This window comes from Microbulbifer mixtoriginis (SeqCode) (assembly GCF_052466765.1).
This window is the reverse complement of sequence record NZ_CP174289.1, coordinates 510,861-531,932: the sequence shown is the minus strand read 5'-3', so window position 1 is coordinate 531,932 and position 21,072 is coordinate 510,861. Positions and strand designations below refer to the sequence as shown.

18 protein-coding genes are annotated in these 21,072 nt (G+C 47.1%); 6 read left to right on the top strand and 12 right to left on the bottom strand.

The features are described from left to right. The first annotated feature begins 78 nt into the window (after positions 1–78). Positions 79–471, top strand: a complete 393-nt coding sequence (locus ACJJIV_RS02205; RefSeq protein ID WP_444888761.1) for a hypothetical protein — start codon at positions 79–81, stop codon at positions 469–471. A gap of 27 nt (positions 472–498) precedes the next feature. Here the strand turns inward: ACJJIV_RS02205 and ACJJIV_RS02200 are convergent, their stop codons facing one another. The 3 genes from ACJJIV_RS02200 to ACJJIV_RS02190 are packed head-to-tail and all read right to left on the bottom strand — an operon-like array spanning position 499 to position 3,859. Then, complete coding sequence (locus tag ACJJIV_RS02200; RefSeq protein WP_444890593.1) at positions 499–1,887, bottom strand: hypothetical protein; 1,389 nt, start codon at positions 1,885–1,887, stop codon at positions 499–501. Positions 1,888–1,905: 18 nt separating this feature from the next. Beyond that, positions 1,906–2,268 carry a hypothetical protein gene (locus ACJJIV_RS02195; protein WP_444890592.1) on the bottom strand — a complete coding sequence of 121 codons (363 nt, stop codon included), beginning with the start codon at positions 2,266–2,268 and terminating at the stop codon, positions 1,906–1,908. Between the two features lie 10 nt (positions 2,269–2,278). Next, entirely contained in the window at positions 2,279–3,859 is a 1,581-nt protein-coding gene (locus tag ACJJIV_RS02190) for a hypothetical protein (protein ID WP_444890591.1), read from the bottom strand. A 542-nt stretch (positions 3,860–4,401) separates the two neighbouring features. On the opposite strand from ACJJIV_RS02190, the gene ACJJIV_RS02185 reads away from it, so the two are divergent. Further along, positions 4,402–5,625, top strand: a complete 1,224-nt coding sequence (locus tag ACJJIV_RS02185) for an enterotoxin (HBL) (protein ID WP_444890590.1) — start codon at positions 4,402–4,404, stop codon at positions 5,623–5,625. 123 nt (positions 5,626–5,748) lie between these two features. Here ACJJIV_RS02185 and greB read toward each other — a convergent pair whose 3' ends face one another. Further along, positions 5,749–6,249, bottom strand: coding sequence for a transcription elongation factor GreB (gene greB / locus ACJJIV_RS02180; protein ID WP_252085569.1), 501 nt, complete (start codon positions 6,247–6,249; stop codon positions 5,749–5,751). A 38-nt stretch (positions 6,250–6,287) separates the two neighbouring features. Next, positions 6,288–8,234 carry a S9 family peptidase gene (locus ACJJIV_RS02175; RefSeq protein ID WP_444890589.1) on the bottom strand — a complete coding sequence of 649 codons (1,947 nt, stop codon included), beginning with the start codon at positions 8,232–8,234 and terminating at the stop codon, positions 6,288–6,290. A 291-nt stretch (positions 8,235–8,525) separates the two neighbouring features. On the opposite strand from ACJJIV_RS02175, the gene ACJJIV_RS02170 reads away from it, so the two are divergent. After that, positions 8,526–9,380: a beta-keto acid cleavage family enzyme gene (locus ACJJIV_RS02170; RefSeq protein ID WP_444890588.1), complete on the top strand. Its 855-nt coding sequence runs from the start codon at positions 8,526–8,528 to the stop codon at positions 9,378–9,380. A gap of 317 nt (positions 9,381–9,697) precedes the next feature. After that, positions 9,698–11,170, top strand: coding sequence for an alanine/glycine:cation symporter family protein (locus ACJJIV_RS02165; protein WP_444885250.1), 1,473 nt, complete (start codon positions 9,698–9,700; stop codon positions 11,168–11,170). Between the two features lie 60 nt (positions 11,171–11,230). Here ACJJIV_RS02165 and ACJJIV_RS02160 read toward each other — a convergent pair whose 3' ends face one another. Further along, positions 11,231–11,605, bottom strand: coding sequence for a SirB2 family protein (locus ACJJIV_RS02160; RefSeq protein ID WP_252085573.1), 375 nt, complete (start codon positions 11,603–11,605; stop codon positions 11,231–11,233). Between the two features lie 660 nt (positions 11,606–12,265). Here ACJJIV_RS02160 and ACJJIV_RS02155 point away from each other — a divergent pair. Beyond that, complete coding sequence (locus ACJJIV_RS02155) at positions 12,266–13,273, top strand: zinc-dependent alcohol dehydrogenase family protein (protein ID WP_444890587.1); 1,008 nt, start codon at positions 12,266–12,268, stop codon at positions 13,271–13,273. Positions 13,274–13,510: 237 nt separating this feature from the next. Here the strand turns inward: ACJJIV_RS02155 and ACJJIV_RS02150 are convergent, their stop codons facing one another. Beyond that, positions 13,511–14,338, bottom strand: coding sequence for a hypothetical protein (locus ACJJIV_RS02150; protein ID WP_444890586.1), 828 nt, complete (start codon positions 14,336–14,338; stop codon positions 13,511–13,513). Positions 14,339–14,340: 2 nt separating this feature from the next. Beyond that, positions 14,341–15,471 carry a hypothetical protein gene (locus ACJJIV_RS02145; RefSeq protein WP_444890585.1) on the bottom strand — a complete coding sequence of 377 codons (1,131 nt, stop codon included), beginning with the start codon at positions 15,469–15,471 and terminating at the stop codon, positions 14,341–14,343. A gap of 966 nt (positions 15,472–16,437) precedes the next feature. Here ACJJIV_RS02145 and ACJJIV_RS02140 point away from each other — a divergent pair. Continuing rightward, positions 16,438–17,730, top strand: a complete 1,293-nt coding sequence (locus ACJJIV_RS02140) for a phosphoinositide-specific phospholipase C-related protein (RefSeq protein ID WP_252085577.1) — start codon at positions 16,438–16,440, stop codon at positions 17,728–17,730. A gap of 101 nt (positions 17,731–17,831) precedes the next feature. On the opposite strand, the gene ACJJIV_RS02135 is transcribed toward ACJJIV_RS02140, so the two are convergent. From ACJJIV_RS02135 to ACJJIV_RS02120, 4 genes are all read right to left on the bottom strand, one after another. Further along, on the bottom strand, positions 17,832–18,494 hold the full coding sequence (locus ACJJIV_RS02135) for a class I SAM-dependent methyltransferase (protein WP_444890584.1): 663 nt from the start codon (positions 18,492–18,494) through the stop codon (positions 17,832–17,834). 393 nt (positions 18,495–18,887) lie between these two features. Continuing rightward, a complete protein-coding gene (locus tag ACJJIV_RS02130; RefSeq protein WP_444885243.1) occupies positions 18,888–19,331 on the bottom strand; it encodes a YtoQ family protein in 444 nt (147 codons plus the stop codon). Positions 19,332–19,488: 157 nt separating this feature from the next. After that, positions 19,489–19,950 (bottom strand): nuclear transport factor 2 family protein, encoded by a 462-nt coding sequence (locus ACJJIV_RS02125; RefSeq protein WP_444890583.1) that lies wholly within the window; start codon positions 19,948–19,950, stop codon positions 19,489–19,491. A 234-nt stretch (positions 19,951–20,184) separates the two neighbouring features. Continuing rightward, the gene (locus tag ACJJIV_RS02120; protein WP_444890582.1) at positions 20,185–20,979 is read right to left on the bottom strand and encodes a phosphotransferase; all 795 of its coding nucleotides are present in this window, start codon (positions 20,977–20,979) and stop codon (positions 20,185–20,187) included. Positions 20,980–21,072: the final 93 nt, after the last annotated feature.

Below are 21,072 nucleotides of genomic sequence, written 5' to 3'. Positions count from 1 at the left end.
AATCTTGGCGCGGATTTAAGTTTGCTACTTTAAAGTCAGCGTTTAAGGTTTAGGCTTCTACAGGTTCTGGGGCAAAAAATGAAAAAACTACTAATTTTCTTTGCGGCCGGCTGTTTGGGTGCTGTGGCAAATAGCGTTGTGGTCTGGCTGTTTGGGGATTTTGGAATAACCCCATCTCTCGGTGTATCTATCACCCCTACCTTGTCTGCTGAATGGCTATATCCCAGAGTGGTATGGGGTGGCATTTGGGGTCTGTTTTTTATTCTTCCTTTCCTACCATCAAAGCTGTTGTTGAAAGGAAGCATCTTGAGCCTACTCCCCACGGCGTTCCAGCTTTTTGTTGTTTTTCCTGTGATGGCCGGTAAAGGTATGGCAGGACTTGAGCTGGGGGCGCTTACCCCAATTTTTGTAGTATTTTTTAATTGGATCTGGGGGATTGTTACCGCGCTCACCATAAAGTGGGCTGAGTAATTCCGCTTGGTTCCTTTATTGATAGGTTTACATTAACAGGATTCTCTTGGCGGCTTTCAAGCCCCGGCTGGTCGTTGTTGAAGGCCCCTCCAGCCAGTGATCAATAATGCGGTAAGCAAGTTCGTGTCTTTGCGGGCCGCTTCTACTCTCAGTTAATTCCCCCAGAACCCAGTGATTGTGTGCTATCCAGGTATCCCGAGCGATAGATCGAATTTGTGGGTCTGCCTCGCAGAATAGGGGCAGTGCCGTGCTGAGATTGCTGGGTTGTTGTAAGGTCTCCCTGCTAATAGGTGGTTGCCCTTGGGCTTTCCACCAGTCTCGGGCGCCTTCGGGGTCGTGTCCAAAACGTTGTTTGAAAGATTGGGTGAATGGGCTGAGGAAGGGCCAGTTGCCCCCTTTTACTATCCGCTCAACGATTTCTCTGGTGGTTGCCCGGTCGCCAAAATTCTCCGGATCGTAGAGCACACGGTCTTTAGCTGCGGCATGTATTGGGCTGGTGGCATCGGCGGTAATCTGGGTATTTGCCGGCAGGGCAGCTGCGGCAATCGGCAGCAGTGATGGAGCACCGAGTCCGAGGCAGTGGAATCTTTGCAAGGGTATGTTGTGATCCTGGTAGCCATCTGTAATGCCTTTAAGCACTTGTGCCAAGCGCACATAACGGCGTGGTACAGGCCTATCCAGTTTGAAAGAGGCTCGGTTGAGCACAAAGAAGTCTGTCGCATTTAAATCCCCGCAAATACTGGCCAGTCCTATGGCAGCTGAACGCACCCCGCTTTGTGCGGCTAGCCGACCGGCGTCCCGGCCGGTGTTGTAATCCATTGCGCTTAGTACTGCATAAACAGTCAAGCCCTGGCTTAGTGGGTGTTCAGCGATTTTTTCCCATAGTCTCAGGCTCTGACGATTGCGCGCGGCGATACGCTCTGGTCGCCAGCCGGTAATTTCCCGCTCCAGGTCCAAAGCCACCAGGCAGGTAGTGGCAAAGTCCTCCTGAGCGATCAGGTGGGTGGGGTGCATTAACAGCTGGCGCTGCAGCAGGAGATTGGTATCAATGCTATTTGAACGCTCATTACAGTTGGCCAGTACTCTCTCCGCCAGTGTATCTGCCAATATGCGCAAATCTTTTGGGACTTCATTGCCGCGGGGCAGTTGACCCAGTTGACGGCGCAGAGCTTTTACCCGCAGGGTTACTTGTCGGGCTTCTTCAGAGAACTGCGAGATGACCGCATCAATCAGTTGTTTGGTGCCGTTATCGGCAAGCAGGGGCAACCCTCTGCGGCGCACTTCTGCCGCCATTTGCAGATTGGAATTGGTAATCCGGTGGGCAGATAGCAGGTAGCCTTCGGCGGTAATCATATGGTTGGCAAAGGCATCCAGTGTCTGCCGGCGTAAATTGGCGATAAATCGCATGCTGGTCATTAGCCAGTAAAAGTCTCCTCAAATCAGTGCGTGGGAGCAGGCTTTGTATTCATCGAGTAGTGCGTGGGCTACTTCCAGCTCAATTTCGAGCTCCAGGGCTATCTGTTCGAACAGGTCCCAGGCAGCGAGCACGTCTGGGTGAGTTTCAATGCACTCGGATACTGCGTGATCCATTGGCTCTATGGGAAAATCCATTTCATCCTTTTGATGTAAGTTGGGCAGGCTGGGTATCGCTGTCTCCAGGCATTCGCTGCGCACTGTCTCTTTGGCGGCGTGCCACTCCGCTTTTGCCAGCTGTGCCATCGCCAGAAGTACATCTAATTCCGCAATCTGGTCGTGGACTCTGTCCAGTTCTGTCATGCATCCATCATCTGGTGGCATAGTAGCCCTCCTACGGACGAATTAGGGGCGTAAATAGTAGCTCTCCGGCCCCCAAGGTGGCCTCAGAGTGCTCATCAACTTGGTGGGCACCAAGAGACCAGTAGAGATTGGCGTTGCTACGCCAGGGCTGGAACCAACGGTTGGCGAGCCTTATAAAGCTTACTTCGAAGCTGGACTTACCAATCTCGGCCAGGGCCAGGGAATCGACCTCAACGGCGGGTTTACCATCGAACAGGCTTGAGTGATGTCTATAAGTGCCACTGAGTCTGCAGAAAGCTCCTGGACAAATACCGGCATGTGGTAGGTGAGCAAAGCGTACCACGGCGTTTGCCTCGGCATTACTGGAGGGATCTTTCAATATCAGGTGGCTTAATAGCATGCCGCCCTCCTGAGGTGGGGAGGTGACCTCTTCGACAAAGCCCCTGATTTCAACAAACTCTCCCTCTGGACCGGCTTCTAGCTTCGATAGTTCTATATTTTTACCGTTGGGAAGCGTTGTCGAAAAAGGCATGGTGTAGATATTTTTCTGAAGGTTTTTGATCTCTCTATCGGAATTAAGGCCCTCGCAACCAAGCGCAAGTCGATAACAGGCAGCCTGACTAGCGATGGCGATGCGGGTGAGAAAGTGCGCATCCACCGCGAGATCGCCAAGCCTCTCCGCCAGGCCGCCACTACCACGTCGCAATAATTCGGTGATTGTGTTGTGTATTACAGCTTGAGCGCTTGCGAACTGGGGGAGTTTGCTCTCAATATCTCCGGCCAGAAACAAGCACGCCTGTTTGATCTCCACTGATTTTCCAAGAAGTAGGGCGCTGTAAATATGCTTGTGACCACTTTTAAGTAGGTTGGAAAATACTTTTATAATCGTTTTAATGGAATGTATATTGCGCTTGGAAAAGTCGGTACTAGCTGCTTCAGTATCTAGAGCAATATTGAATTGAGCATGTGTTAGCGCGAGTAGCCCTCGACTTAGGCACATGATGACAGCATCAGCGGCACTGTTTAATCTCAGGGCCATTGAAGATGTATTTTCTGGAAAATAAGCCTTTAACAAGTCTATATTTTTTATCTCCCCATTAGCTAATCTGGCCATGGATTCCTGCAGGTTAATTCTCTCGTCCAGGCCTGCAATTTTTTTGCGTAAACGCGTGAGAGTCTGTTCTGAGAGCTTATTACCAGCTAATTCTTCTGCTTTAACGAGAATCTTATTTAACCGATCTTCGGGGTCCATGCTGCGAATTCGCCGCTCAAGGTTTTCAGACCATTGGTTTCGACTCTCACCAATAGCAATGCCACGCAGCACAAACAGAAACTCTAAACCCATACGGTGATGCAGAGTGTGCAGATAGTTGGTGCTTTCTAAGTGGCCTTGAAGATTGCGATACTCACCATAGCCCAACCCTATACAGAGTCGTGCCTGTTGGTCTAGTTCTTTCCATGAGTGAGATAATATCGGCTGTTGAAGAGTCAGGGCCTCGCGAAAGAGTTTCAACAATTCAGTAGGCTGTTTGTTAAAGGCAGGGAGTAAATCAAACCGGGCACGCTTTAAAGCATCTTTGAGTGGGTAGGGGCTTTCATTGGCCATTGGCATCGGTGTCTCCTGGATGCGATGGGTGGCTCAATATTTACTATTGGCGGAATTGCAACCTTTTCTATTTGGCATGTTATTAAGCATAGTAAATTGTTGAGCGGATATACTTTCGGCGGCTTATTTGCTTTGATGCTTACTTGGGGTTGGGGCTTATATAAAGATAGGTCGGTCTGATTAAGTTTAAAATTTTAGGTTTTCAGGGGGTATTTTAAAAACCCTTTAATTCAACGATTTTATTGGATTGAAAAATGGGTGCGGTATTTATAGTTCTATAGGTCTGAGCATATGAGCTTCCCGTCAGGCATACTGTTGAGAAATCCATCCCTTATTTCAATTTTCACTGGTTATTGAGGTGCTCATTGCGCTGGGTTTGGCGCTCTTTATTTGAGATGTGAATATAAATTTATTTCTATTTCCGATTCATTATAAGGGGTGGCATATTGGTTATAGTTAAAGCTTGCTATATTGGGCTGCGCCTTAATCAAGGTGTTTCTTGGAGATCTCAGGTTTCATCTTAAATATTCATTAAGAGAGAAATAAATATGTCACAGGTAAGTGATGACGTAGATTTGGTGGCGGAGAAAAGTTCCAGTCCAGTGGTGGTGAAACTTTCATTAGCAAAAGCTTTCAAGCATAGTGCTCAATCTATTCGCGAAACTCAGAATACGTACAAGCAGAATGTAGTTGCAATAAACACTCTGGTGACTAGCGTTTTGTCCTCAAGCTTGCCTACCTTAAATCGAAATCCGCCGGATTGGAGTGAGTTTGTAGCGGCCTATACACAGGCCAATACCGACGCGCTCGATTGGGTAAATAATGTACTGGCCAGGCTTCTGGATGTGCCCAGTGAGGTGCAAAGTTACAACGGTATTATCAGTCAGTTGTTGCAGGATGCTTTAACCCAGGCGAATACACTCAATAGTGACCCAGGTAATACATCGGCTCTTAATATATTGAAGAACGACCTGGATTCAATCACCTCTCAACTGGGTATTGTTTCGACCTTTATCAGCGGCGCAGTTCAGGCAATTCAAGGTTTTCAGGATAAATTGCCTGATATGGCGACTCAATTGCAGTCAATTGCCGATAAGTCTGTTCAGGATGCGCAGGCTGATGAACAGCAAATTGCTGATTTAAAGAAAGAAATAAAAAATCTTCAGGCAGATATCAAATCACTGACAACAAGTATTGTTGCTCTTGGTATTGCGGATGCTACGGCTATTTCTTTGGGTACTGTCGCTTCTATAGTAGCCTTCCCTGAAGGCCTGTTAACCTGGTTCGTTATGGGGCCAGTGGCTGCAGTGGCAAGCACCTTTATTGCATTGGATGCTGCCAAAATTGTTGCAGACCAAAAGAGCATCAAGGCTAAGCAAGCAGAAATGAATCTGGTAACTGCAGATGTATCAACTCTTCAGATGTTGTCGCAAAGCTTTGGGCAGCTCGCTGAGGAGACCCAGCAGGTAGAAGATAATTTGCAGGCTGTATTGCAAGAGTGGCAAACTCTTGAAAGTGATGTATCTGGAGCCATTAGTGACATTCAGACAGCCATTTCTGACGAGGAGGGCGCTAACTTCTCGGCCGTAATCAATGACCTCAATGATGCGATTACTGAATGGGATGATGCCTATTCCCAGGCGGGCAGCTTGTATCTTGAGCTTAATGTGAATGATGCAGATCTGACAATTGGCATGAGCTCAGATCAGGTTCAGTCTGCTTTTGCCGGTGGCAATGCGGTTGGAGTAATTCAGTACTACAACAGCCTCTAGAAATAGATAACGCAATATTGATTCAAAGGCTTATTTCGAGGGAAATAAGCCTTTTTTATTTATCAATTAAAAAATCTATCTATTTTTCCTGCTGTTATGCTTAGGGTTATGAGGAGTTGGCCTCTACTCTTCGTAACGGATTTCAGTAATAAAATAGGTCTGCCATTTTTCCCCCTGACGAATATCTATCTCATCGTCGAGTCTGCGCCCTAGCAATGAACGAGCTACGGGAGAATCCATAGAGATCAGGCCGGCTTTTACATCAAACTCATCTGGGCCAACGATTCTGTAGCTTATGACTACACCTTCTTCATCTTCCAACGTGACCCAGGCACCGAAGAAGACTTTTTCACGGTCTTCAGGCACTTGATCTACTACGGTGATTTCCTCCAGGCGTTTGGTCAAAAAACGCACACGGCTGTCTATTTCACGCAGGCGCTTTTTACCGTAGATATAGTCGGCATTTTCCGAGCGATCGCCCAGCTTAGCGGCATCACTTACCGCCTGGGTGACTCTGGGGCGCTCCTCCTCCCATAGATGCTTAACTTCGGCGCGCATACGTTGCGCGCCCTCCGCAGTGATATAGCGGGAGCCGCGCGGGCGCGGTGGTCTCCATCTTCCCATGGTATTAATGGCTTCCTCTAAAGGTTTGGGATGATTGATTACAGATTCTCAATAGTAATTCCGGGGCCGGCTTCAGCCAGGGGAAAATTGAAAATACGGCTGTAAAATTCCAGCTCTCCCTCCAGGGCCATTTTGATGCTGTCTCCACTACGGAAGCCGTGCCCTTCATTGGCAAAGGTGATATGGGAAACCGGAATACCGCGCTCTTTCAGGGCTCTCACCATAGTTTCCGCCTGGTTTGGTGGTACTACCTTGTCTTCCAAACCTTGGAAGAAAATCACCGGACAACTCAGTTGCTCCACATGATGAATAGGAGAGCGTTGCTGATAGATTGCTTCGGCGGATGGCCAGGGGCCGACTAATTTGTCCAGGTAGCGGGATTCAAACTTGTGAGTGTCTTTAGCGAGACTGCTCAATTCACCGATTCCATAATGACTGGCCCCGGCTTTGAAAGTGTTGTGAAAAGTCAGTGCTGCTAACACGGTATAACCGCCTGCGCTGCCACCCTTGATCAGCAGCCGCTCCGGATCGGCCAAACCCTGATTGACCAGGTATTCGGCGCCTGCACAGACATCTTCCACATCATAGATGCCCCACTTATCGGTAAGGCGATCGCGGTACTCGCGGCCATAACCGGTGCTACCGGAATAATTTACATCCAGAATGGCGAAGCCGCGGCTGGTCCAGTACTGTACTTTCAAATTGAGGCCGGCAGAGGTGGCTCCAGTGGGGCCGCCATGGCTAAAAACAATAAGTGGGGGGTTTTCGCCTTCTGGTGCCTTGAAGTCCGGGTTGTGCGGGGGATAGTAAAAACCGTGTACCTCTCGCTCATCGACATTGAAAGTAATGGCCTGGGCGCTGGAGAAGAGTTCGGCAGCCAGTGAGCGTTTGTTACTGCTGGCGATTGTCTCAAGGGCCTCACTTGCCAGATCAAAAGTGATTATTGCAGGGAAGCTGTCTCTTGCGGCGGCAATCATAATCGCTTTGCCATTTTCACAGCGCAGGCTCTCGATATCACAGTAGGGCTGCTGGATCAGCTGGTGTTCACCAGTAAGGGTATTTACGCTGGCCAAATACCAAAGACCATTCTCGGTGTAAGTACAGAGAATTTCCTCTGTACTGATAAAGCCATAAGTGGACATTCCAAACACCCACTGCGGTGTGGCGAATTCAGCCTCTTTTTTCCATAGCGGAGTATCTTGCCCCAGCTTGTATAAATTCCACCAGTTGTTGCGGTCAGAGACATAGTAAAGCTCCCCCTGCGGTGACCACTGGGGTTGGAAGATGGATTCGTTATCTCCACCGGCCACTTGAGTGATCTCAATGGCCTCTCCTTGCTCACTCAGAGTGGCCAGGCACAGTTCGGTGCCATCCCAAGGCAGGTTGGGGTGATGCCAGCGCAAGAAGCTCAACTGGTCTCCGCTGGTGTTCAAGGTGGGGTTTGAGTAGAAGTCTGCGCCTTCAACCAAAACCCTTGGGGGGGTAGTCAGCGGAGACTGTAGGTCGATGGCGATAATTCGCGCACGTGCTTCCTGACCCTGAGCGTGGCCGCTGTCGTCTTCTTCAATACAAATCAGACGATTTCTTTTTGTGTCGAGGTGCAGGTCTGCATAGCGGGATTCACTTTCTGGAGTAATGGCCTCAGGCAGGTCGCTACCGATCTCCATCCGGTAAATACGCTGATCTTCCGCAAGTACAAAGTACAGGGTGTCGCCGTGGACAAGGTAGCTACCACCGCCATATTCGTGCGCCTTGGAACGAATACTCAGCGGGGTGGGGGTGAGATCGCACCGGCCATTTTGCGGGCAATACTGCACCAGAACATTACGCCCCTTTTCTGAAGGACGCGACTCTAACCAGTAGTAACGCCCATCCACCAAGCTGGCTTCCGCCAGGCGAACACTGCCTTCAACCAATAATTCTGCGTTGATTGCAGATTTCCAGCTGCCATAAGGGGTGGAATTTGTTATGGAGTGATCACTCATCGGATACCGGTTCCCTAAATTAGATTTTTTTGCATTCTGCCGGGCCTGTTTTAGCGATACAAGGTGCCTTTTTACGGGTTAAAGCCTGTGTTAGTCTTTGGTGACCAAGCAAGCGCTTGGTGGCGGGGTTTGATACCTCCTTCATTAACCCCAAAGTATGGATGCGGCTCAGGGTATTTCGCGCACGGATGAGGCGCAGGTACTGAGAGCATGGCAATCAGCGGAATTCGGCAAAGCCTAGTGTGCCGAACCTAAAGCGGCCCAAATAAAGATAATTCAGGAGAGCCTGCGATGTCCGATGAAGTGGTAATCACCTGCGCCCTAACCGGGGTGCTCACCAATCCGCAACAACACCCGGTTCCGGTAACGCCGGAACAAATGGCAAACTCAGCCCGTGAAGCCTTTGATGCCGGGGCTTCGGTAATGCATGTACATTTTCGGGCTCAAGAGCCGAGCAAGGGGCATCTTCCCAGCTGGGAACCGCAAGTGGCGTTGGAAATTGCCGATGCAATCCGGGCTAAGTGCCCCGGAGTTATTTTAAATTTTTCCACCGGCACTATCGGTCGGGACCAGCGCGGACCTCTCGAGTGTGTGCGCGCAGGTAAGCCGGAAATCGCCGCCTGCAATGCGGGCAGCTTGAATTACTTAAAAGCCCGTTCCAACGGTACCTGGGCCTGGCCGCCGATGGTGTTCGATAATCCGGTAGACAAGGTGGAGGAGCTGCTGGCGGTATGTCGTGAAACGGGTACCAGGCCTGAGTTTGAGTGCTTTGATGTAGGTATTGTCCGCTCCGTTGGTATGTATGCCGATGTGGGTATGGTAGATAAGCCCAACTATAACCTGGTGATGGGGGTGGCTTCTGGTATGCCAGCGGATCCCGAGCTGTTGGAGTTGCTGCCTAAATATATGCGTACAGATAGCTTGTGGCAGAGTACTGTGATTGGGCGCGAGGAAATCTGGCCGGTGCACCGCAAGACCGCGGAGCTGGGCGGCCATTTACGCTCTGGAGTAGAGGACACTTTCTATTTGCCCGGTGGCGAGCGCACCTCTGGTAATGGCCAGTTGATTGAGGCTTTGGCCGTGATCGCAGAAGAGTGTGGTCGTAAGGTGGTGTCTCCAGAGCGGGCGCGGGAAATCTTCTGCTAATTCTTTTCAGTGCATAGACCAGTGGGCCCTCAGTGTCACTGGTCTACCTCTCAGAGCCCACCTTCTGTCGATTTTTCCCCTTTTTATGCCTGCTCTATCTTGCTTGGGTGCCAAGAGCCGAGAATCCTTTTCGCCTCCCTTTCCAGCCGGTCTGGATTTTTTAAGCGCCGTAGAACCAAGTGATTCTTACTTTTCTTGCAAAAGGTCCGTTTGGTTACCTACCCGTTAGCACTGTAGAGGCTGCTAGTCTTTAGTGGGGATAGCCGTTTCCAGCGGTTGATCTATGCATAAATATAGGCTGTGCCAGGGAGCGGTGGATGCAAGAGTTGTTGGACCGAATAATCAAGGCGATTGATTGGGCCAACCGGCTTTTGTGGGGGGGGATTGAAGGGCAGTGGTGGCTCGGTGTCCTGATTATCGCTTTGCTGCCTATTGGCCTTTACTTCTCCATTCGCAGCCGCTTTATTCAATTCCGCCACTTTGGTCATATGGCGATGGTAATGGTGCGCGGTATTCATAAGGATCATCCGGGCTCAATTTCCGCGTTTCAGGCGTTTGCCACCAGTGCCGCAGCACGGATTGGCACCGGTAGTTTGGCGGGTGTTGCCGTGGCAATTACTGCTGGGGGTCCTGGGTCGGTTTTTTGGATGTGGATGGTGGCTTGGCTCGGTATGGCCACCAGCATGGTCGAAAATACCCTCGCGCAAGTTTATAAAGAGAAAGGTGAGCAACCTGGGACCTTCCGTGGAGGACCGGCTTACTACATCAAAAAAGGCCTAGGCCCTAACTGGAAGTGGCTTTCAGTAAGTTTTTCCATCTTCTTACTGATGTGCTACGGCTTTGTCTTCAACTCCATTCAATCGAACGCTATGGCCACGGCCCTAAACGACGCCTGGGAAATCAACCCCATGCTGGTCGGGATTGTGGTAGCTGTGATTGCGGGCATTATTGTGTTTGGTGGTATCCGCTCTATCGCGCGCTTTGCCGGAGTGGTGGTGCCTTTTATGGCTATCGCCTATTTAACAGTGGCGTTTATGGTTTTGCTGATGAACCTGGGGGAGTTGCCCAAGATTCTGGGTATGATATTAAGGAATGCTTTTGGACTGGAACAGGCTGGCGCAGGAGCCCTGGGGGCGGTAGTTTCCAATGGAATAAAGCGTGGGCTATTTGCCAATGAGGCGGGGCTTGGCTCTTCACCGAATGTGGGTGCAGCAGCGGATGTTAAGCATCCACTGGTGCAGGGCTATGTGCAAATGGCTTCCGTTTTTCTGGATACCATTGTTATCTGTACCTGTACCGCGGCAATTATTCTAGTTGCTGATGTGTATATGGTGGGCAATGTGGAGGGAGTTAAATTAGCTCAGGATTCTCTGTCTAGCGTGGTGGGTTCCTGGGGAAGTGGTTTCGTGGCGTTTGCACTGCTGTTTTTTGCCTTTACTTCGATTATTGGTAATTACTATTACGGTGAAACCAATATTTTTTATCTTTACCATACTCCCACTTCTATATTTTGTTATCGGATAATTTTTTTAATTTTTATCCTGTTTGGCGCCTGGGTTTCTTACAGTGGAAGTACTGAGAATTTTACCTTGCTCTGGCGCATGGCAGATGTGGCGATGGGATTTATGGCCTCTACCAATATATTGGCTATTACCTTGCTCTCCGGTGTCGCTTTCAAAGTGCTGGGAGACTATGAAGCACAGCTTAATCAAGGAATTAAGGAGCCGGTGTTTGATGCGAGAAAATACGATATTAAAGGGATAGATCACACAGTATGGGATCGGAATTGAGCTCGCTGCCCACTGAGTTGTGAGCACTGGCTTTGTGGGCAAATTGAATAAAAAGTTGTATTAGAGAGTAGGCTTTTGAATTGCCAGATAAAAAATAAAGCCAACCTGCACCATGGCCAAAAGAGCCGCAATGATGCGTGTGCGTTGAGGCATGGATTGGCGCAGTGCGAAGAATCCGGCAATCACATAACCGAATACCAGTGCAACCTTTACCGCAAGCCAATGAAAAACAGCCGGATTCCAGCTTCCGATAACAACCAGCGCTACAGCCGCAGATAACAGCAGGGTATCATTGGCATGGGGCATCCAGCGGAGGAAGGTTTTTCTCCAGTGAGGCTTTCCTGAGAACTCCAACCCCATTCGCAACAGAAAAAGAGAGAGGCTAAGTACTGCGGCTGTGATATGGGTATGCTTAATCAGTGTGTAGGTAAACATCTATAGAGCTAAAGGGTTGTTTCAAATTAAATTTCTTAGTCATGGTGTAAAGGTCACCAAGTTTGCTATGAGCGCAACTAGAGCCACTGCTGATAATAGCGGCTCATCGAGATTCTGTACATCAAAAAGATAGAAGAGTATTTTTCTGCGTAAGTAATTGAGCCCTATCCATATTCAATATTTGTCAGTTATTGATAGAGGGGCAACCGGTTCCATGTTGACATTTGGATAAGTTGCTGGTGAGTTGCTTTCCGGTAATGTTCTCTAAGGCTTACCTCTATTTCTTTTTAATCTTGGAGTGTTTGTTGCGTTCCTGATACAAGATTATGTAAGGGTCTGAGGAGATAAGAGGCCTTTATTAAATTTTAAAAAATTCAACCTAGTAGATACAGGGTGCCAAAGATATTTGTTTGAGTGATCAGTGAGCTTTTGCAAAGCAACTTGCTTTCAAGAGATTCTTTGACTTAACGATTCAGTCCTGTTCCTATCGCACGGTTACAGTTAGCCTACAGCTGTTTGGTGGATATTCTTGAACTCTCTCCCATGGTGAGTAGACTGAACAATTCGAAATGGCCGGTAAATACGAGTGTTACTCTAGAGGCGGTGAGAGAAATTGTTTACGGCTTAGTGAAAGCTATTTTTCTTAAAGGATATGTCGATATGCTAAAGGCAGAGTATCGTGAGCGCGGCCCTGTGCCGCAGGATGTGATTGAGGCGGTTCCGTTTAATGAGCCGGAACTGGAAGAGGGGCAGGTATTACTGGAAATGCTGGCTACACCTATCAACCCCTCAGATGTACTCACGCTGACCGGTGAATATGGCATGTTACCGCCTCTGCCTGCCATTGGCGGGAACGAAGGTGTTGCCAAGGTAGTTAAGCAGGGTCCGAATGTGTCAGGCCTTGATATTGGCCAAACTGTTCTGTTGCCCGTTGGCAGTGGCACCTGGGCCACGCACATGGTGGCAAATGCTAAGGGACTTATCCCTCTGCCGAATGAAGTAGACCCCATACAGCTATCGATGATTACCATTAATCCCCCAACGGCCTATCTCCTACTCAGTGAGTTTGTCGATCTGAAAGAGGGAGACTGGGTGATTCAAAACGCAGCAAACTCTGCGGTAGGAACTTATCTGACAAGTCTGGCAAAAATTCGTGGTCTGAAGGTAGTCAATGTAGTTCGCAGATCCTCACTGATCGAGCCAATGCTGGAAGCCGGTGCCGATGTGGTGCTGGTAGATGGTGATCAGGAAGGGGAGAGCCTAGCCAAGAGAGTTAAAGCTGCAACCGCAGGTGCTGAGATTCGCTTGGGTATAGATGCTGTTGGAGGAATGGCTACTGCTAGGCTGGGTGAAGCCCTTAGCGAAGGTGCCACATTGGTTAACTATGGTGCCCTGAGCGGTGAACCATGTCTGCTCGCTCCAGGGGTGATTATCTTTAAGGATATTACTGTACGCGGATTCTGGCTGGCCAAGTGGTTTGCAAATGCTTCACCTGAGCGGCAGCAGGAAGTTTTTGGAACCATTACGAGCCTCGTTGCCCAGGGTAAGCTTTCTGCACCGATTCATGCAACTTATCCCCTTAGCGAAGTGAAGGAAGCCGTTAAAGTTGCTGCGGCAGGTGAGCGTAACGGTAAGGTTCTTCTAATTGGTGAGTCGCTACACGTTTAACTTACAAGACATCTTCTGGTAAGAAAAACGTCACACTGACTTATAGGTGCCCTTTTAGGGCACTCTATAGTAGGAGTTGCGGGGTAGCTTATTAACTTCAGGCTATCCCTATTTTACACTCTAATCAGCTAGTTAATTTTTCACCGGAGAAAATAAGAATCTGTAATTTATAATTTTCGTAAATAATAATGTGTAAATATGTAATCTGCTCTAGGTAAGCCCGCTAATTAAAATACTTTACCAGCCGCTCAGATCTTCTGTATCTTCTCCCCAGGAGCTTGTAGTCACTCGCTCTATAGTACCGGTAACAACCTGGCTGCCTTTTTCCATTTTGGTAATCTCCAGGTTATCCATAAAGTCCCATAAAGGAGATTTGCTAATGCGCAAGGCTTTTTCGCTGGGAATATGATATGGAGGCCAGAACTGGTCTGGTGTATATGCGATATGCAAAAGGTGTTTGTCTGACAAATTAGTATACAAATTAAAACACCAATTTAGGCCTCTGTTTCCATCAATTATTTCGTACCAGTTCCTTCCCTTGAACATATACTCCTGGATCTCATCGGGACTCCAGGCACTAAAGAAATCCTCGCTTCCGAATTCTTGGAAGTGATCTAGGTTATTTTTATGCTTTTTGAATATAAATTGCATTAACTGGTTTTGATCAGTGAGGTCGAAGATTCCAGATTTGGATGGGTCCCGTATCTGGATCACTCGGATCTCGAAGCAAGCGGTGCCAACAATCCAGGCATCGTCCGGCCCAACATCTACACTGCAGCCGACATTGATTGAATGCAATTCAAACCAAATATAGGGGCTCTTATTGTCCCAAAGTGGTTGTCCACCATAAAATCTTGGATAGCTATCCTCTTTGTCGATAGGTGTAGTATATGGGGCATAACGGTGCTCCCCATAAGTTTGTAGCTCCAGTCTCCCAGTAAATGACAGGTGCCAGTCGCCTAAGTCGTAGTGGTGTACGGGTAGCGCATCAAAGGGTAACCAGTAAAGATCATCAAGTTGCTCAATAGTAGGGCGGCTTAAGTCCAGTGAATCTATCTGGGCCATACTCAACTCCATCCATCTTTGAAGTTTCTTACAAATCTTATAGCCGCGTCTGAGAAAGTACGATTATTGTCAATACTATTTATATATTTGTTTTGATAATAATTGCTGCCCCCCTGTATCATTTTGTCGAACTCAGACCAAGGTGCATCCATTTTCTGCAGACCAATCACCGCGTTATCTCCATCCTTTACTTGGTGCACCTTACTGGCTATATCATCCAGGCTATGCCTGTAACTGGTCTTTTTCGTCTGTGCACCTACGGCTTCAATTTCCCGCATCAAAAGCCCTAGATTCTCTCGTGGGTTGACAAAATAAAAACAGTGCTGCTGTAGCTTTTTTCCTCCGGCTATCTGGCTAAACTCCTTCAAGGTGCGATGGAGCATCTTGGCACCTTCTCCGAAAACATACCAATGATACTTTAAGGTTTGATCTCTCTCATCCCAGGGCAGCGATTTATATAACAGGCGGGCAAGCTCTCGAGGTCCGGCGTCTGGTCCAGAGAGTTTCTGAGTTGCCGTTTTCCAGATTCCAAGCTCATCGACGAGATAGCTTGGAGCATAGTAGAGCGAAAAACAGTCGTTTAGTTGCTTTTGGTTTGCATTTCCTGTGGTCTTTAAGTAGTCACCATATGCTTTTGCGCTAGTACGGGCACTGTAAGCCGTACCATTAAATACTGCGCCAATTGCCCCAATTACTGTAGGAATAGTGTCATCTTTAATCGTGCTTAGCTTCCACTCATTATTCTTAAAATTTGATAGATAGAAGCCTGCCGGTAGAGACTCTCTACCTGATTCTCCATTGGCTCGCTTAAGCTCTGTGATATAAACACCAGGGCCTCTATTATGACTATTGCCCTCTTGATACACGGTATAGCTAACCTGTACAGCTCCTATATTTTCGCGGTGTTGAAAGCCATTAGTTTGGTTACTTTCGGAGGTGATTCCAGCAGCGGTACTGCTGAGCTGATTCATTTGGTTTGCCGTTTTTCTGCCCGCCTCCGAGTTGATATCGATCAAATCAATAAACCGAGGAAGCAGTTTCGGATCAATAAAGACAGGCTTTCCATTTTGTCCTTTAGTGGTTTCGTGGAAAAAGATAAAGCCTGTGTAGTCAATATTGTGAGGGTTAGTCATATACTCTCATCCCTGATAGTCGTTCACCATAGCGCTAAGGCGCTAAATCCATTGCGCGATCATATCATGGAGTGACTTGATATCTGCCAATCTAAACTACTGCCGATAAGGGTTTTTATGTGATTTATTTCACATAGAGAGAATGTGGTACGTGTGTGATATTTTGAGGTTGTGGGTGATGAGATTGAGAATCTTGCTTAGGTGTAATTGGCTGTAATTATCTGTACTGAGAATAACCTTGACATAGTTATCTGAGAGGAGGTTGGGTGTGTCCTTATTGGTTAAAGCTGTTGTTGGATTGCTTGATTTTCTGCAGTCTTAGCGTTTTTTTTGTGTTTTGCGATACGTATTTTTGCGACCCACAAATTATTTCCTATTTTTTTCTTGCAGAGAAAATTTCTGTAAAAACTTGGTTTACTGTTTACTGCAAGTCCTATTCTTTTTTCTTTTTTTCGCTTTATAGAGGTTTGGAGGGGGCAGTTGAGGTGATGCTCTTCAGTGAAGTTGTTGGTCTGGATTTTATGGTTGGCTCTTAAATCCAGTTTTTTGAATTCATTATTTGGGTAAGAAATACAGCCCCCTTTGTATGGTTTTATTTCTCTTTTTGGCTGGTGATTTCAGTAAAAAATATAAATTATTTTAGCTATGTTGAGTGAGGGGCTTGGTCTGTTTTCCAGGTGCGGATATAAGTATGGGCTTATGTGCGGGTCAACTGTATGCTTTATAAGGGTTGGCACTATTAGCATGAACATGGCGTATTTGATGTCTAATTAATTTTTTTGGGGGCTTTCCTGTCAGATAAAAATAGAAGCTTTTGTTTCTTATGTGCCTATCCAGCCAACCAAATTTGGTTCCATTCTATGATTTGATTATTTGTTTGATTAATATCTAGAGGTTCCGACTTGGAATGTATGCCTTTCGCAAGGCAAAATAACAATAAAGCCACTATAGTGACACAGGTATATCATGACAATAAAAAAACAAATGATCAAATTATCCCTTTATGGGCGGCTAGTAATTCTTATGGTGGGCCTTTTTCTAGTTCCCGGCGTCAAGTCGACAACAACTCAGGGTGTTATACAGCTGTCCCTGCAAGAACAGTTAGATAAAGATGTGCCTTTCAACCATTCGCAATGGGTGGGTACCCACAACTCTTATAATGCGCGGGAGTGGGACAGTGCCTACTGGGCGGATCCCAATCAGGATATTTCAATCTTTGATCAGTTAAACTCCGGTGTGCGTGAGCTTACTTTAGATGTCGGCGATTACGGAACATTTTTTGGGGAGAATCAGCTGCGGTTATGTCATGGTGTCTGCTTTGGTGGTGAAAAAAAGTTTCGCCGTGGGCTGGAAAGTATTGTTCGCTGGTTGGAAGAGGGGAATGTTCAGTCAGTCATATTGTTGAAACTTGAAATAAATTCTGATCATTATGGCCAGATAGCCAGTCAGTTACGTGCTGAGTTAGGAAGCTATCTTTATGAGGCGAGTTTATCTGGAGGGGGATCTAATCGTTGTGCCGGTCTGCCGGTGGATTCCTTGAGTAAGCAGAATGTGTTGGATTCTGGAAAAAATATAGTCGTTGTAAATACGGATTTAATCTGTCCACAATCAGGGAGCTTTAGGTCTGTGGTACATCTCGGTTTGCAATATCAGGGGTTCCACAAAGACAAATTTAGTAAACCTACAGACCCCAATACTTGTGAGTTAATGACAACCTCGGCAAGCAAGCAAATGACGCGGTTACACGATCCAAGCACTCTTTATGGCATTGGTAGTGGTGGTAAAGGGCCGCAAGACAAGGAAATCACTGAGTCTAATGTAAAAAACTATCTTTCCTGTGGGCTCAATATATTTGAAATGTTCTGGTTCAATGGTGATGGTAGTGCGGGGCATCTTGAGCCCGAAGACCTACTCTGGTCTTGGGAAGGTACGGAGCCGAACAACTGGAATGGCAATGAGCATTGCGCAATTTCAAAGGCGAACGGTCGTTTTAATGATGTGGTGTGCTCCAAAAGCTATCGCTTTGCTTGCCGTGATGAAGGTGACTGGAAGATTACTGCTGCTGATGCGGACTGGTCTCAAGGAGAAGTGGCTTGTAAATATGAGTATCCGGGGTCAGTTTTTGATGTTCCATTCAATGGCTATGACAATGCACGCCTTATGAGTGCCAAGATCGGAGCTGGGGCTTCCACAGTTTGGCTAGCGTATCACGATCTAAATCAGGAAGGCCTTTGGCAAAAGGGTGTGAACAAACAATAGAATAATACTGCTGCTTCACATAGGAAGAAATCAAGGAGAGAGGTGGCCTTAATGATGAAGTAATATTTACCAAGTATTCTCGCAATTGTTGGGGGCTGGGTTTATCGCTTGTTCTTTGCCGAGAAAAGTGCAACACAGCCCCGAATTTCTATTGAATATTCTGAGAATCTACTTTGCAGGAAATTCTCCAGATCTTTCTGGCTGTCTAGGGTGTTAGAGAATATTCCTTTCTTGTTGTAGAAGGTCATTAATCGTTTGGCGATTGCACTTTTGTAAACACCTTCATGTAAAATTGTAGAGCCAAAGATAGTGCCATGATCTGAGAGTAGTTTATTAAGGTAATCTATGGCAATAAGCTTTTCTGATAGTCTCCCCGGTAAGCAGTGGAATAAATAATTAACAGAAATGGAATCAAATGGCTCTATATCATTAGGCATTTCACTCAGTACGTTTGTGTGAAATAGGATAGGTTTGTATCTTGCAACACGCTTTGCTGAGATATCCAAGCAGTTCTGGTTTAAATCCATAAGTGCCAATCTGATATGAGGTGAGGGGAAATGACATTTATCCATAAAATAGCCAGTGCCGACACCCACGTCCAAGTGGTTGACGCTTACATTTTCATCAAATTTTTGAAGAATTATTGGTGTAGGGCAGCGCCAAATAAAGCGATTTGATAAAAATAACACCCAAAAATCATATAGCCATAACAGTGTTTTGGAATATGCGGCTTGGCCCTTCCAGACTTCTTTACTTATTCTCATCATACTCTCCAAGCTACTGGGGTGGCCGATAGCTGATAAGGTTGCTCCTGATTGAGGATGTAAGCGTTTATCGTGGGAAACCCGCCAGAATCTTTTAATTGATCTCCTGAGTTTAATTATATGAATCGTACATTTGTGGCCTTTAAGGTCAGTATCCTTGCCTCGGTTTATGTCTGCGCCATCTATTGATGGATTGGTTGAACACAGTGGGATATAGCAAAACATGAAGATGTTGGTATGAAATGCTAATGGATAAATAGGTCATATCAAGGGAAAACCGATCAGTTACTCCAGGCATAAGTAGCTACAGATTAAAAAGAGTGGGGAAAATGAAGGTGAGCGATTATACGACAAACCACGCCGGTTATTGGCCGGCGCTGGTGACATATGGCGTTAAGCCTGGGTAGTGAGGTATTTCAGAATATCGATAACTTGTGCAGGGCTCTGGGCCCAGGCTTGGGCTGAACCATCGACTTCTTTCAAGGCGTGAACCAGGGATTCATCGTGTAGGGTGATGTAAGGCTTTCCCAGAGCTGCGCAGTAACCGGCATCGAATGCGGCGTTCCACTGCTTATATTTTTCTCCAAAGCGAATGATCGCCAGGTCGCAGTTCTCAATAGAGTGTTTGATTCGGACGGCATTAACCTTGGCCGATTTATGATCACGCCAAAAAGAGTTGGACTCTTCACCAAGGCCATCACCCGCCGCATCACTGGCATCGTGATCAGTCACTGCGGATGAAAAGGTGATATCTAACCCTAGATTCTTGCAACCCTCTATAATTTGGGTTCTCCAGTTAGAATGAATTTCACCGGAAAGGTACACTTTTAGCTTCATGGGGCCGCCTCTTGGGATAATAAGCACTATGTATCGTATGGTTCGGCTTATTTTACATGATGCTGTAGTGGATAGGAAAAGACACGGTATTGGCTGCAGCCTCTACAGTGAATGTAGGGCTGACCCAAAGGCCAGCACATTGAGCTTAACTTTAAAGTTAGAGTTTTTGTTTGATAAAGGTTACTTTATCAGGCGTTTTACCAGCTGGTAGCCGGGTAGAATGCATTTGGCGGAGTAACCAGTTCCCATCTACCTTCGCTAGGACGGCACTCTCCAGCCAGATAACATCCTCGCTTTTGTTTTTCTGGGTAAAGTTGGCTTTGTTCCAATAATTGACAGTCAGTAATTCGCCTTGCTGCTCGTAGTTGATGATGCTGAAGTAATTCGTTCGGGTGTAACCAGCGGGCTTAACTACATTAACTAGATCCTCTATGGTCCAGATCTCCCCATGTTCTAAAAGGATGAATGAATCAGTAACCGTACTTCTCATTGCCTGATGATCAAAATTTGACATGGCGGCAAAAAGTTTGTCGATGGTGTTAAAAGCTTCAGGCCTCTTGTCGGCATAGGAGCTGGCGGTGACGAAGAGGAGTAGCAAGCCGAAGAAAGTTCTGGTCATAATGTGTATCTCCCTATACTCATGCATTTTGATGGAAACCTGTGCAGGTCTGCAGTGATTATATCTTTGCAAAGCAATGGCCGGTCAATACTGAACTTATGTGGTTGGGTATCTTGAGCTGTATTGTTTAGGAAGGCTTCACCCATAAAGGCTCCCCTTTAATTCCTGTTATGTTTATTTGGGGGCTCGGCAGGGCTTTCGCCGGGTTGATGAGGTGGGCTTGCTAAGGAGCTACTAAGCCGGCCGGGATGCAGCTAACTCTAATATCGCCTGGCATTGAGATTCGATGGTGCTTGAGTCACAAGAGGCCTTTTTTGCACTCCATTGCAGTGCATGCCAAAGCACACATAGATATTTATAGATAAGCCGCCAATGGTAAAGGCGCTGCCTGTCATCTCCATTTGGTGGGCGATGGAGATAATTGACCAGTAGCTGTTGTTGCTCCGCAGGGGAAAATTGGTGCTCCTCAACCAAAGCGGCAAGGTCATAAAATCGATCCCCCATGGAAGCATATTCCCAGTCGATTGCGATTAGCTCCCCGTTGGTACTTTCGATCAGGTTTTCTTTGGTTAGGTCATTATGACAGAGACCGGGAGTATCATTTGCAGCCTTTAAAGCGCTAATACTGCTGGATAGTTCGCGGTGTAATTGTTTAAGGCGTGGATAGAAATCAGCTTGAGTATTAATCGATGACCAATAGCGGTCTATTTTCTGATCAATATCCAGGTGGTTCTTAACCGGCGGGAGAGAGTGAATGCTATTAAGTCGTTTGGCAAGCCGCTTCAAAGCGCTTGGGCCCTCTTTGTGCCAGGGCTGACCTTGAATAAACCTTGTTACCAAATAGTGATATTGAGGGTCACAATAGACAAGGGGAGCACAGAGCCCGGCGCGAGAGGCCTGGTTGAGGACTTGGGCCTCTGTTGCCCGGTCGAGATCCAGCGCTTGGCTAAGTGGGGAGTTATGGCGAATAACCAGGAGCTCTTCCCCTGATGAAACTAAATAGGTTCGATTGGTCTGCCCACCTGCCAAGGTCCGTATAAACCTAGGCCTGGACTGGCTCCACTGATGCCAGTCGCAGGGAATGATGTCGCTTAGGCTTTGGCTCATAGGTATAGAGAGGGC

Excerpts from the sequence above, each read along its gene's own strand:
- ACJJIV_RS02190 (WP_444890591.1), bottom strand. The coding sequence starts at position 3,859 with ATGCCAATGGCCAATGAAAGCCCCTACCCACTCAAAGATGCTTTAAAG.
- ACJJIV_RS02140 (WP_252085577.1), top strand. The coding sequence starts at position 16,438 with ATGACAATAAAAAAACAAATGATCAAATTATCCCTTTATGGGCGGCTA.
- ACJJIV_RS02205 (WP_444888761.1), top strand. The coding sequence starts at position 79 with ATGAAAAAACTACTAATTTTCTTTGCGGCCGGCTGTTTGGGTGCTGTG.
- ACJJIV_RS02175 (WP_444890589.1), bottom strand. The coding sequence starts at position 8,234 with ATGAGTGATCACTCCATAACAAATTCCACCCCTTATGGCAGCTGGAAA.
- ACJJIV_RS02130 (WP_444885243.1), bottom strand. The coding sequence starts at position 19,331 with ATGAAGCTAAAAGTGTACCTTTCCGGTGAAATTCATTCTAACTGGAGA.
- greB (WP_252085569.1), bottom strand. The coding sequence starts at position 6,249 with ATGGGAAGATGGAGACCACCGCGCCCGCGCGGCTCCCGCTATATCACT.
- ACJJIV_RS02160 (WP_252085573.1), bottom strand. The coding sequence starts at position 11,605 with ATGTTTACCTACACACTGATTAAGCATACCCATATCACAGCCGCAGTA.
- ACJJIV_RS02200 (WP_444890593.1), bottom strand. The coding sequence starts at position 1,887 with ATGACCAGCATGCGATTTATCGCCAATTTACGCCGGCAGACACTGGAT.
- ACJJIV_RS02170 (WP_444890588.1), top strand. The coding sequence starts at position 8,526 with ATGTCCGATGAAGTGGTAATCACCTGCGCCCTAACCGGGGTGCTCACC.
- ACJJIV_RS02145 (WP_444890585.1), bottom strand. The coding sequence starts at position 15,471 with ATGACTAACCCTCACAATATTGACTACACAGGCTTTATCTTTTTCCAC.
- ACJJIV_RS02165 (WP_444885250.1), top strand. The coding sequence starts at position 9,698 with ATGCAAGAGTTGTTGGACCGAATAATCAAGGCGATTGATTGGGCCAAC.
- ACJJIV_RS02195 (WP_444890592.1), bottom strand. The coding sequence starts at position 2,268 with ATGCCACCAGATGATGGATGCATGACAGAACTGGACAGAGTCCACGAC.
- ACJJIV_RS02125 (WP_444890583.1), bottom strand. The coding sequence starts at position 19,950 with ATGACCAGAACTTTCTTCGGCTTGCTACTCCTCTTCGTCACCGCCAGC.
- ACJJIV_RS02155 (WP_444890587.1), top strand. The coding sequence starts at position 12,266 with ATGCTAAAGGCAGAGTATCGTGAGCGCGGCCCTGTGCCGCAGGATGTG.
- ACJJIV_RS02150 (WP_444890586.1), bottom strand. The coding sequence starts at position 14,338 with ATGGCCCAGATAGATTCACTGGACTTAAGCCGCCCTACTATTGAGCAA.
- ACJJIV_RS02135 (WP_444890584.1), bottom strand. The coding sequence starts at position 18,494 with ATGAGAATAAGTAAAGAAGTCTGGAAGGGCCAAGCCGCATATTCCAAA.
- ACJJIV_RS02185 (WP_444890590.1), top strand. The coding sequence starts at position 4,402 with ATGTCACAGGTAAGTGATGACGTAGATTTGGTGGCGGAGAAAAGTTCC.